General features: G+C 69.8%; 5 protein-coding genes. 4 read left to right on the forward strand and 1 reads right to left on the reverse strand.

Going from position 1 to position 12,690, the window contains the following annotated elements:
- The first annotated feature begins 110 nt into the window (after positions 1-110).
- On the forward strand, positions 111-3,389 hold the full coding sequence (locus RCR19_RS07325; RefSeq protein ID WP_331264376.1) for a GH92 family glycosyl hydrolase: 3,279 nt from the start codon (positions 111-113) through the stop codon (positions 3,387-3,389).
- Between the two features lie 653 nt (positions 3,390-4,042).
- On the opposite strand, the gene RCR19_RS07330 is transcribed toward RCR19_RS07325, so the two are convergent.
- Complete coding sequence (locus RCR19_RS07330) at positions 4,043-5,548, reverse strand: phospholipase C, phosphocholine-specific (RefSeq protein WP_331264377.1); 1,506 nt, start codon at positions 5,546-5,548, stop codon at positions 4,043-4,045.
- A 426-nt stretch (positions 5,549-5,974) separates the two neighbouring features.
- On the opposite strand from RCR19_RS07330, the gene RCR19_RS07335 reads away from it, so the two are divergent.
- The 3 genes from RCR19_RS07335 to RCR19_RS07345 all read left to right on the forward strand — a co-directional run bounded on the left by RCR19_RS07335 (position 5,975) and on the right by RCR19_RS07345 (position 12,425).
- The gene (locus RCR19_RS07335; protein WP_331264378.1) at positions 5,975-6,943 is read left to right on the forward strand and encodes a winged helix-turn-helix transcriptional regulator; all 969 of its coding nucleotides are present in this window, start codon (positions 5,975-5,977) and stop codon (positions 6,941-6,943) included.
- A gap of 436 nt (positions 6,944-7,379) precedes the next feature.
- Positions 7,380-11,081, forward strand: coding sequence for a S8 family serine peptidase (locus RCR19_RS07340; RefSeq protein WP_331264379.1), 3,702 nt, complete (start codon positions 7,380-7,382; stop codon positions 11,079-11,081).
- Between the two features lie 204 nt (positions 11,082-11,285).
- A complete protein-coding gene (locus RCR19_RS07345) occupies positions 11,286-12,425 on the forward strand; it encodes a winged helix DNA-binding domain-containing protein (RefSeq protein WP_331264380.1) in 1,140 nt (379 codons plus the stop codon).
- Positions 12,426-12,690: the final 265 nt, after the last annotated feature.

Genomic DNA, 12,690 nt, shown 5'->3' on the forward strand with positions numbered 1-12,690 from the left:
ATCAGACACGAAGGGCAGAAGCGGTGTCAGGCTCATTGGATCGTCAGACTCATGTGGAGGGCCGGACTCGTCATAGACGACGAGCTCTCGGATCCGTCGCGGCGGCCACCATGGCAGCCCTGGCGGTGGCCTTGACCGTGACGCCCGCCTCGGCGACGCCGGGCCGGGGCGAGGTCAAGGATCCCGTCTCCTACGTCAACCCCCTGATCGGCTCGTCCAACGCGGGCAACACCTATCCCGGAGCCGTTCAGCCGTTCGGCATGCTGGCGTGGAGCCCCCAGAACTCCCGCGGCAGTCAGACCTCCACACCCGCTCCGGGCGGTTACCAGTACAACGCGACGAAGATCCGGGGCTTCAGCCTCACGCATCTCAACGGCGTCGGATGCTCCGGAGCCAACGGTGACATCCCGATCATGCCGTACGTGGGCGATGTCGACTCCTCGCCCACGGCCGACACCACCGACTCCAAGTACGCCAGCACCTTCTCCCATGCCAATGAGACCGCGTCGGCCGGCTACTACAAGGTGGGCCTGGACAGCGGGGCTTCCGCCGAACTGACGGCCACCGCCCGTACCGGCTCGGGCCGCTTCGGCTTCCCGTCCGACAAGCCCGCCAGCATGCTGTTCCGTACGTCCAACTCCGAGAGCGGCAGCACCGCCGCCGATGTTCAGGTGAACGCCGCTACCAGGACCGTCACCGGTTCGGTCAGCGCGGGCAACTTCTGCGGCCCGCAGAGCGCGAACAACCGCAAGGACCTCTACACGCTGTACTTCACGGCGCACTTCGACAAGCCGTTCGCCAAGGTCGGCACCTGGACCGACGGAACCGTACAGGCGGGTTCCACCTCGGCCCAGGGCGGCACTGGCTTCAACTCGTCCGGCAACCCGGTGGCCGGCAAGGGCTCGGGCGCGTACGTCACGTTCGCGAGCGGCACCACCGAGGTCCAGGCGAAGGTGGCCATCTCCTACGTCAGTGCGCAGAACGCGGAGGCCAACCTCCGTGCCGAGAACCCGCCCGCCAAGTCCTTCGGCTCCGTCAAGTCCCAGGCTGCCTCGGCCTGGAGGCAGGAGCTGAGCAAGATCGAGGTGGGTGGCGGCAGCGACGCCCAGCGCTCCACCTTCTACACCGCGCTCTATCACTCGATGCTGGAGCCGACCCTGACCAGCGACGTCGACGGCCGCTACCTGGGCGCCGACCGCAAGCCCCACAAGCTGGCCAAGGGACAGAAGGCGCAGTACGGCACGTTCTCCGGCTGGGACCAGTACCGCGCCCAGGTGCAGCTGATGACACTGCTGAACCCGAAGGCCGGCAGCGACTACGCGCAGTCCCTGTTCAACTATGCGAATCAGCGTGACGGCGAGTGGGACCGCTGGCTCCTCGAGAACGGCAAGACGAGCGTGATGTCCGGCGACCCGTCGGACGCCGCGCTCGCCGGCATCTACGCCTTCGGCGGCCATGACTTCGACGTCAAGGGCGCCTTGAAGTCACTGGTGACCGCGGCGACCGTGCCGACGGCGAACGACTCCGACAGCGCGGGCTGCAACGTCGAGTGTGTGGGCCAGCGCCCCGCCCTGGACAAGTACCTGGATCTTGGTTACGTCCCGGCCGACGGCTGCCACTGCTGGGGCGGCGCCGCCGAGACGCTGGAGGACGCGGCGGCCGACTTCGGCATCTCCTCGCTGGCCGGCCAGATCGGCGACCGCGCCAACGAGAAGGCGTTCCTCGCCCGTTCCGGCAACTGGACCAACGTCTTCGATCCCAACGCCACACCGCAGGGCGGCTACATCCGTGACCGCAAGTCCGACGGCACCTGGGCGGGCACGTTCACCCCGGGCACCGGCAGCGGATTCGTCGAGGGAACCAGCGCCCGCTACACATGGATGGTGTACTCCGACGTCGCGGGACTCGCCGGCGCCATGGGCGGCGACGACGCGGCGGTGACCCGGCTCGACTCCTTCTTCCGCACCCCGGACGGTGCCTTCGACTTCTCGGCCAAGGACGGCACACGCTACGACCCGACCAACGAACCCGACATCAACGCGCCGTACCTGTACAACTACTTCGGAGCCCCGTACAAGACGCAGGAGACGGTCCGCGCGGAGATGGACCAGCTCTGGACCGACACCCCCGGCGGCATCCCCGGCAACGACGACGCCGGCACGATGTCGTCCTGGTACGTCTTCTCGGCGCTCGGCATGTACCCGCAGGTGCCCAGCCGCGCCGACATGGTGCTTTCGGCACCGCTGTTCCCGCACGCCGTGATCCACACCGGGAACCACAAGACCATCACGGTCAACGCGCCCGCCGCGTCGGCGGACAACATCTACATCCAGAGCCTGAAGACCAACGGCAAGAAATCCGACAAGCCGTGGGTCCCCGCCTCCTTCGTCACCCACGGCGGCACCCTGGACTACACGCTCGGCTCCAAGCCCAACACCTCGTGGGGCAGCGCCAAGGCCGATGCCCCGCCGTCCTTCCCCGGCGGGGGAGTGAAGTTCTTCACCGGTGTCACCCCGGCGAAGCTCAAGGCCGAACCCGGCGGTGAGGCCGTCGCGACGACCGTCAAGGTGCAGACGCTCCAGGACCAGGAGACCAAGGTCCACTGGACGGCCACCCCGCCCGCGGGCATCACGGTGACACCCTCCGAGGGCGACTTCACGGTGCCGGGCGGTGGTTCCGCCGACGCGAAGATCTCCGTCTCCGCGGCGGCCGGGACCGAGCAGGGCTTCTACACCATCCCGGTGACGCTGACGTCGTCGTCCGGCACGGCACTGCCGAAGACGTCCGCCTCGGTGACCGTCGCCCCGAAGAACAGCATGCTGTGGAACGTCAACAGCAACGGCATCTCGGCGGACGACGCGAACCCGCAGGCCAACTTCGACGGAGAGGGCTGGAGTTACTCCGCCGCCGCGCTCGCCGCCGCCGGGGTGAAGCCGGGAAGCACGGTCTCCTCCAACGGGTTCGACTTCACCTGGCCCTCGGCGGCCGCCGGCGAACCCGACAACATCGAGGTCGTCGGGGGCGGTCAGGTGCTCGCCGTACCGGCGGCCGACGGCGCCACGAAGCTGAGTCTGCTGGGCAGTGCGGCGGAAGGTGCGGCGAGCGGCACGGTGACGCTCACGTACACCGACGGCACCACCCAGCAGGCCGAAATCGGCTTCAGCGACTGGACGCTCGGCGGCGGCTCGCAGACGCCGTCGTTCGGCAACACGATCGCCATCCACACCACGTACCGTGACGTACAGGGTGGCGGCAAGGACCCGGTGGGTACGGAGGTCTTCACCACCGCTCCCATCGCGCTGCAGGCGGGCAAGCAGCTCGCGAGTGTGACACTGCCCGCCACGACCAATGGCGGCATCATCCACATCTTCGCGGCGGCGACCGCCTGACGACGGATCCGGCCGGTTCCGGCCATGGCGAGGCCTGTCCAGCCCTGTGAAGGGCTGGACAGGCCTTCGTCGTCCCGCCCACCACCGCCACGGAACACCTGGGTCCGAGGAGGAGCGCGTCGGGGGCCTTCAGGTGTGCCGCCGACATGGGGCGACGCCGAGGCCCGCCGCTCGCGCACCCGCAGTTCCGCCGCACAAAGGAGACAAGCGGCATCCGGCATCCGGGCTCGGCATCCGCCGGAGGCCGACCGACTCTCGCTTACCCGTACAGCCGGATCTCGGAGCTCCTGCACCTCAGCGTCGTCAATGCGAGGCAGCACGTCACACGCGCCCAGGCCAGCTCGCGACGAGCCACCGCGGGCAGCCCGTGGACGCCGTCGCACATCGGCGGCTGGTGCAGGCGCTTTCGCCGCCGCCAGGTCCGGAGACCTCGTCCCGTTGGAGAGGGTTCTGGTGCATTGCGCGGACGCCGACCGCCGGTGAGGAACGCGCAGTCCCGGTGCACAAGGCCGGCTCCGGTCACAGGGCCCACCGGGCGGCTCGGTGTCCCCCGCGTACGCGCGTCGTGCATATAGAGACGTGTGGCCCCGGTGCTCGTCCGAGCGCCGGGGCCATACGGTGATCAGCAAACGTCTGGCCGTCCCGCCGGTGTGTCAGGTGCGGGGCCGGTGGCCGCGCTCCTGCCGAGGCGGGGTCTGCTGCGCCGGCACGCTGGGCAGGGGCAGATTCGCCGCCTCGTACTGGGCGAGGTTGTAGCGGGCGCCGGTCTGCGGCAGTTCGGGCGCGTGACGGCGCGGTGCGTTCATCCGCAGCGCCGAAGTGAGGTCACCCGTGACGCGGCGGCGCCACTCGCTGATGTTCGGCTCGGCCACACCGGTCAGCCGCTCCAGGAACTGGAGGACGGAGGTGTGGTCGAAGGTCTCCGAGGCGACCCATCCACCCACGGTCCAGGGCGAGATGATGATGCAGGGCACCCGGAAGCCGAGCCCCACCGGGAGGTTGCCACCGGGGACACCGGTCGGCGAGGTCTTGCTGACGAACTCGCCCGAGGTACCGGCCGGCGGTGTCGGCGGCACCACGTGGTCGAACAGGCCGTCATTCTCGTCGTAGTTGAGGATGAAGACGGTCTTGGCCCAGGTCTCCGGGTTGGCGGCGATCGCGTCGATCTTGCCGGCCAGCCAGTTGGCGCCCGCCGCGGGCGTGCGCGCCGGGTGCTCGTCGTACAGCGACGGCGGCAGCAGCCAGCTCACCTTGGGCAGCCTGCCGTTCATCGCGTCGTACTCGAACTGGCCGAAGGCGCTCTCGGCGATCGCCTTGTCGTAGAGCGGGTCGCCGGCCTTCGCGGCCTGGTACTGCTTCATGTTGGCGATCGGCGCCAGACCGGTGGGGCCGCCGCCCGGGCCCTTGGCGGGCTCGTGGTAGATCTTCCAGCTCACCCCGGCCGCCTCCAGGCGCTCCGGGTAGGTGGTCCATGTGTACGTGCCCTTGGGTGCGTTGTTGTCGAGCGCGGGTCCGCCGGCCAGTCCGTCGGGGTCGACGGTGCCGGTCATGTGCATGTACCGGTTCGGGTGCGTCGGGCCCATCACCGAGCAGTGGTAGGCGTCACAGAGGGTGAACGCGTCGGCCAGTGCGTAGTGGAACGGGATGTCGTCACGGGTCAGGTAGCCCATGGTGTACGGGCCCTTGGCGTTGCCGTCCGCGTCGCGGTGGGCCGGCAGCCAGTTGTCCATCTGCCCGCCGTTCCAGGCGTTGTGCTGGGCCTGCCAGGCGTGGCTCAGCGACGGCAGGGCCATCGCGGCGGTGGTCCTGGAGTCCATGTGGTACGGCAACAGGTAGCCGTCCGGGTTCAGGGTGTCGGGCTGGTAGTAGACCGGCCGTCCGCCGGGCAGCCGGACCGCGTGCGGGTCCTCGAAACCGCGGACGCCGGACAGGGTACCGAAGTAGTGGTCGAAGCTGCGGTTCTCCTGCATCAGGATCACCACGTGCTCGATGTCGGACAGTCGACCGCCGGACTTGGGCTCGGCGGCCGCCGCCCTGCTGAGGTTGGGCGGCAGAATGGAAGCGGCAGCGGCCATGCCGCCGACCGCCGCCGCGGCGCCGAGCAGCCGTCTGCGGGTGGGGCCTTCCTGCTGGGTGTCGTCGTGCGAGGCGTCGGACATCCGTGTTCCTTTCGCGAGCGCGCCTGCTGGGGCGTACGGGAAGTGGCACGGAAAGGCTGGTCACCATCGGGCACGCGGCAGCGACTAATACGTGGCCAGTACAAGAAGATGTCCGGGGGCGGCGCCACCCAAGTGAGCGCGAGGCGAACTGCGCCCCTCGGCAGGGCGTCGGCCGCCACCCATTTCGCCCCAACCACTTTCGTAACAGCATGAGTTGGATGATGCGACACATGGCCGACCGGATGGACACCACACACGGACCCGGCACGGCACCCGGGCGGCCGGCGCGATAGGGGCGCGACGGCGGCCGAGGCACGTCGAGTCGGGCACACGAGCGGTTGATCTCCTGTCTGATAGCGTCGGCCGGCGCATCGCTCCATTGCCGGGCCGGTCTCCCGCCGGGCGGTGACGACAGAAGGAGGCACGGTGCTCGGTGCCCTCGGGATCGGCGAGTTCGACGAGCGGGTGTATCGCGCCCTTCTGGCGAAGCCCGACCGTACGGCGCGGGAGATCGCCGAGGACCTCGACGCCACCCCCAGCCGGATACGGCACGCGGTGGCCCGGTTGCTGGACATGGGCGTGCTGCGTACAGAAGGACACGGCCAGTACCGACCGGTCAGCCCGCGGACCGCGTTGAGCGCACTGCTCGCCAAGTACAGAGCCGATTCGGAGGCGGCGTTCGCCGCAGCGGCGGATGTGGTCGACGACCTGGCGAGCGAGTACCGCGCCAGCCGACTGCAGGAGCATCCGAACGAGCTGATCGAGGTGATCACAGGTGAGACGGCGATCGGCCTGCGCGTCGCCGAGCTGACCCAGTCGATCCGCAGCCACTTCTGGGTGTTGGACCGGCCACCGTATCTCGGCCCGTACAGCACCGAGTTGGAGGAGGCCTTCACCAGGGAACTGTTGGACCGCGGCGTCGACATACGGTCCGTGTACAGCCCGGAGGCGCTGGAGAACCATGGCCGATTCGAACTGATCACCCGCCTCGCCCAGCTCGGCGAGCAGGCCCGGCTCCTGCCGACCGTGCCGTTCAGGCTGCGGATCATGGACCGTCGTGTCGCACTGGTCGCACTGATCGGAGGGCGATACGACAGGATCGCCGTCGTCCATCAGTCCGGTCTGCTCGACGCGCTCCTCGAGCTGTTCGACGTCTACTGGCAACGGGCACAACCCATCGTCTCGACGACTCAGGCGGCCCCTGACCAGCCGAGCACGGACGATCTCCTGCTTCTGAGAATGCTGCAGGCGGGCTACAAGGACCAGGCGATCGCCCGGCAACTGGGCACGAGCGCACGCACCGTGACCCGCCGGATCGCCGCGATCGCCACCCGCCTCGGCCTCGAGACCCGCTTCCAGGTGGGCGCCGAAGCCGCCAAGCGCGGCTGGATCTGAGCTCGGCGCGGCGCGCGACCGCACGGGACCCCAGAGCCTGTGGCGCGATCCCGGCACCCCTGCTCTCGGCGTATCAATGAGGCGCCTCCGGGGTGATGCTCCTCCGGGGTGATGCGGCCTGCCTCGGCCCAATTCGTGAACCGAGTCATCCACGCGGGGTTTCGAGCAGCCCGGTCCAATCCCCCCGTCCTTGGCGCGATTCGCCAGCTGGCGATATCGGACACGGATCTGATCTATACATCTCCCGTTCACGAGCCTTAACTCTGATCGTCCACGCCGAGCTGCCGCGATCCCGGAACCCCCACCCATCGGTCCGCAGCGTCGGCCATCCCCTCCCCCGCCGATCCGTCACTTCAGCCATGAATCGCTTACGGGCCGACCCGGCCCTACGGAGCAGTCAGGGAATCCCTTGAGATCATCACCAAGACGCTGGAGCGTGTTCGCCGTCGCAGGCGCCGCCCTTCTGTCGTTGGCACAGCCCGCCGCCGTGTCCGCCGCCCACGCCACCGCCGGCTCCGCCGCCCACGCCACCGCCGCGCAGCGCAACGTACCCCCGGGCGTCCACTCGGTCACCCTGGTCACGGGTGACGTCGTCGTCACACGGCAGTCCGGCGCCGGCGGCGGCACCGTCGATGTGCGCGGTGCGGCCGGGACACCGGCCCAGGCGCGCATCATGGAGTCGAACGGCGACCTGTACGTGTATCCCGAGTCCGTTCTCCCCTATGTGGCGGCGGGCGTGCTGGACAAGCGCCTGTTCGACATCAGCCGGCTCGTCGCGGACGGCTATGACGACGCACATCGCGACCAGTTGCCGCTGATCGTCTCGTACGACGGCAAGGCCGCCTCGGGGCTGCGTTCCACGGCCCCCGAGGGCGCCACCCGGGTCAGGGCCCTCGGCAGTGTCCAAGGTGCCGCGATGTCGGAGGACCGGGACAGGTCGGCCGACTTCTGGCGTGCCGTCACCTCCACGCCGTCCGGAAAGAGAACCACCGCGGCCGCCTCCGGCAAGCCCGCCTTCGGTGGGGGTATCGCCCACATCTGGCTCGACGGAGTCGTGAAGGCGGATCTCTCCGAGTCGACCTCTCAGATCGGCGCACCGCAGGCGTGGGAGGCCGGCGACACCGGGAAGGGCGTGGACGTCGCCGTCCTGGACACCGGCGTCGACGCCGAACACCCCGACCTGGCCGGCCGGATAACGGCCGAGCAGAGTTTCGTTCCGGACGAGGACGTGACGGACCGTCATGGTCACGGCACTCATGTCGCGTCCACCATCGCCGGCACGGGGGCCGCGTCGGACGGCAAGGAGAAGGGCGTTGCGCCCGGTGCGGACCTGCACATCGGCAAGGTGCTCTCCGACGAGGGCTCCGGCCAGGACTCCTGGGTGCTGGCCGGCATGGAGTGGGCCGCGGTGGACCAGCACGCGGACATCGTCAACATGAGCCTGGGCTCCACGGCCCCCTCCGACGGCACGGACCCTCTCAGCGCCGCGGTCGAGCGTCTGAGCGCCGAGACCGGGACCCTGTTCGTGGTCGCCGCGGGCAACGCGGGCTCGGACTACGGCGTCGGCTCGCCCGGCGCGGCCGACGCAGCCCTGACCGTGGGGGCCGTCGACTCCACGGACGACGTCGCCTGGTTCTCCAGCCAGGGTCCCCGCGTCGGCGACGGCGGGCTCAAGCCGGAGATCACCGCCCCGGGCGTCGACGTGCTTGCGGCACGGTCCCAGTACTCGCCGTCCGGCGAGGGCAGCTACCTGACGCTCAGCGGGACCTCCCAGGCCACACCGCATGTCGCGGGCGCCGCTGCGCTGCTCGCGGCGGCGCATCCCGGTCTGACCGGCTCCCAGTTGAAGGACCTCCTGGTGAGCAGCTCGAAGCAGACGCCCCAGTACGACGCCTTCCAGGCGGGCAGCGGCCGGGTGGACGTCCCGTCGGCGCTGAGCGCCGATGTGTTCGCCTCGGCGACCGCGTTCGCCGGCCAGGCGACGACGGGCGCGTCGGACGCGGTGCGCCGTCCGGTCACGTACACCAACATGGGTGACTCACCGGTCACCCTCGACCTGTCCGTGCAGGCCCCGAACGCCCCGGCGGGAATGTTCCGGCTGTCCGCCTCCCAGGTCGTCGTACCGGCTCATGGAACCGCCGGGACCACGGCTGTCATCGACGGCTCCAAGGCAACGGCGAGCGGTCGCTGGACCGGCCAGATCGTCGCGTCCGACGCCGCGGGGAGGGCAGTCACCCACACCGCCGTGTCGCTGGGCGACATCGCCCACAAGCTGACCCTGGTCCTCAAGGACGCACACGGCAAGCCGATGTCCGGGGTCGTCGAGTTGCTGCGGTCCGGTCACTTCGAGCCCGAGTTCTGGCTCGTCGACGAGACCGGCACGGCGCAGATGTTCCTCCCCAACGACGTCTACTCGGTGCTGGAGTTCAAGGACGTACAAGGTGTCCACGGCCCGCACTCGATGGGGATGGCGTTGCTCGGTGACCCCGAGGTCGTGATGGACCACGACACCACGGTCACCCTGGACGCCTCGAAGATCGAGCGGGTGGACATGACCACACCGCAGCGGACCGAGACGACCTACCAGCGCCTCGAGTACAACCGCTCGATGGGCGGTGGCACCTGGCGCGACTACATGGAGACCCAGACCAGCTACGACAGCCTGTGGGCCCAGCCCACCACGCACAAGGTGACCCACGGCGACTTCTACCTCGGCGCCCGCTGGCGCAAGGAGCAGCCGGCACTCGCCATCGCCACCAGGACCACCGAGTTCACCGACACCCTCCGGCAGCAGGACGTCACCGCGTTGGCCCAGGGGCACTACAAGCTCCCGCTCGTGGCCGCCGGCGACGGAACGAGCGCGGACTACGCCGGCCTGGACGCGCGGGGCAAGGCGGTGGTCGTCCGGCGCAACGACGCGATCGGCGACGCCGACCAGGCCGCCGCGGCGGCAGCGGCGGGCGCCGAACTCCTGCTGGTCGTGAACAACGAACCCGGCCGCCAATTCCGCAGCTACAGCGACGAACCGTGGAAGGGGACCCTCGCCGGGATCGACGTCGCGTTGCTGAGCACGGACGAGGGCGAGAAGCTCTTCGCCCAGGCCGCCGCCCCCAAGGCGGTGCTCTCGGTGGACTCGCAGCCGGTCAGCCCCTATGTCTACGACCTGATGTGGACGTGGCACAACCAGATCCCGGACCACATCGTCGTCCAGGGCGGCCCGAAGAACCTCGCGCGGGTGAACGTCGACTTCGACAGCCCCGACAGCACCCGGCGCGGTGGGGAGTTCCGCTTCGACTGGCCGGTCTACTCGGACTGGGGCATCGGCACGATGACGAGTGAGCCGGTGAACTCGCAGCGGGTCGACTGGGTCTCCACCGGGCCCGGGTACTCCTGGGGCCAGGAGGCGTACGTCGAGGGTCTGCTCTACGAGATCGAGCCGCGTACCACCTACCGGGCGGGCAGCACTCAGTCGCAGCAGTGGTTCAAGCCCATCGAGCGACCCTACCTGAACAACAACTACAAGCCGCCGACCCGTACGGGAAGCCGGCTGACCTTGGACGTCCCCGGCTGGGGCGGTTCGGACCACGTCGGCATGTCCATGGACTACGAGCGCATGCCGCACACCCTCACGCTCTACCAGGGCGGCACCGAGCTGGCCCGGAACTCCGGAAACACCATGGTGCAGGCCGACGCACCCGGCGCCGGCAAGCTGCCGTACCGTCTCCTCCTGGACACCAGCCGGGACAGCTCGGTGAGCCCGTACTCCTCCACCACGCACACCGAGTGGGACTTCACCTCCCGGGCTCCGGAGGGGGACGAGCAGTCGGTCCTGCCGCTCCTGCAGATCGACTACGGCGTCGACACCGACGCGGCGGGCCGGGCCAGGCGGAACGCGACACTGACGGCCTCCGTCGCCCACCTCGCCCACGCCACCGGCGCCGGCACCCTGTCGAAGCTCACCTTGGAGGTGTCCTACGACGACGGACGCACCTGGCGCACGATCACCGGCGGGAAGGACGGCCGGTTCGGGCTGTCCGCCCCGAAGCAGGCCCGGTTCGTCTCGCTGCGGGCTCACGCCCACGACAGCGCGGGGAACGCGGTCGCACAGACCGTGATCCGGGCGTTCGGTCTGCGCTGATCCTGCGGGGCGCACCGCTCTGTTGCGGTGTGCCCCGCCGGAACCGGCCCACGTCGCCGCTGCCGAGAAGCGGCTCGCGCCCAACTCGCAGGCCATGACGAAGAATCGGTCCCGAATCATTTCGAGAACGGACAGGGGTCCTCGACTCAGCGCTCCGTGGCGGCGATCGCTTCGCGCGGGAGCCCAAGGTGGCATGATCCGGTCATGAGCCTCACCGTGCGGCAGCTCACCCTGGCCACCCTGGACCGTCAACTCCTGCTCGAACGCCGGAGCCTTGATGTGGCGGAGGCGGTACGCCGGGTCTGTGCTCTGCAGGCACAGACACCGGCGTCACCGTACCTGGCGCTGTGGAACCGTGTGCGGGACTTCGCGCCCGAGGATCTCGACGCAGCGTTCACGCACGGTCGGATCGTGAAGGCGACGCTCATGCGGATCACTCTGCACGTCGTCCACGCCGACGACTACGAGCCCTACCGCGCCGCCATGCTGAGCACTCTGCGGGCGTCGCGGCTGTACGACCGCCGTTTCGCCTCGACAGGGCTGGCACCCACCGACGCCGACGCGCTGCTTCCGGAGCTCGCAGGCTTCCTGCAGCGGCCCCGCACCGGCGCCCAGGTGGAGGACGGGATCACGGGGATACACGGAGAGCACGCACACCGCGTGTGGTGGGCGCTGCGCACGTTCGCGCCATTGCATCACGCACCGAACGGCGGCCCGTGGTCGTTCACCCGGCCGAACACCTACCGCGCCTCATCGGCGGCCCCCGCGGCCACACCGCAGGAGGCCGACGCCGGGGTCCAGCGCCTGCTGCTCGCCTACCTGCGCGGCTTCGGGCCCGCGTCGGCGCAGGACTTCGCCCGGTTCACCCTGCTGACACGCCCCGTGATCACCAAAGCCCTGCATGAGCTGGGTGACCAGGTGGTCCGCGTGCCGGGGCCGGGCCGCGCCGCCCTGTTCGACCTGGCCGACGCCACCGTGCCCTCCGATGACACCCCGGCGCCACCGAGGTTGCTGCCGATGTGGGACAGCACGCTGTTGGCTCACGCCGTCCCCGGGCGGGTCATGCCCCCGGAGTACCGTCCCCTGGTCGTCCGGCGCAACGGTGACGTACTGCCCTGCCTGCTCGTCGACGGGCAGGTCGCCGGAGTGTGGCGCGCAGCCGCCGGCGGACTGGAACTGACCGCCTTCCGCAAGCTCGGCAAGGCCGAGTGGAAAGATCTGACGGAGGAGGCGGAGAGGCTTTCGGTGTTGCTCGCCGACCGCGAGCCGGACGTCTACCAGCGCTACGGACACTGGTGGGACAAGGAGTTTCCCGATGTCGAGCGTACGATCGTGAAGGGCTGACCGGCACGTCCTGTTCGCCTGCTCCGGAGGCTGCCGGACCGCCGGTCCTGCTTTCCTGAGCGAGCGCCGCCTCCTGATGTGGGGCCTGTTGACGCCGCAGAGGCCGGCACCGGCGGGGAGTCCGGCGCCGTGTGAGGGCGACCCTCGGCCGATGTGCCGCAGCTCCGCGAGGAGTTGGGCAAGCGGGCCGCATGCCCGGTCCCGGTCCGCGCGTACGTCGCCGGGGATGGCGCCCTCGGGGCCCGGGCGGCCGTCACCGCCGCAC

The sequence above is a fragment of the Streptomyces sp. WAC07094 genome, from assembly GCF_036320405.1.
GTDB classification, from domain to species: domain Bacteria; phylum Actinomycetota; class Actinomycetes; order Streptomycetales; family Streptomycetaceae; genus Streptomyces; species Streptomyces lannensis.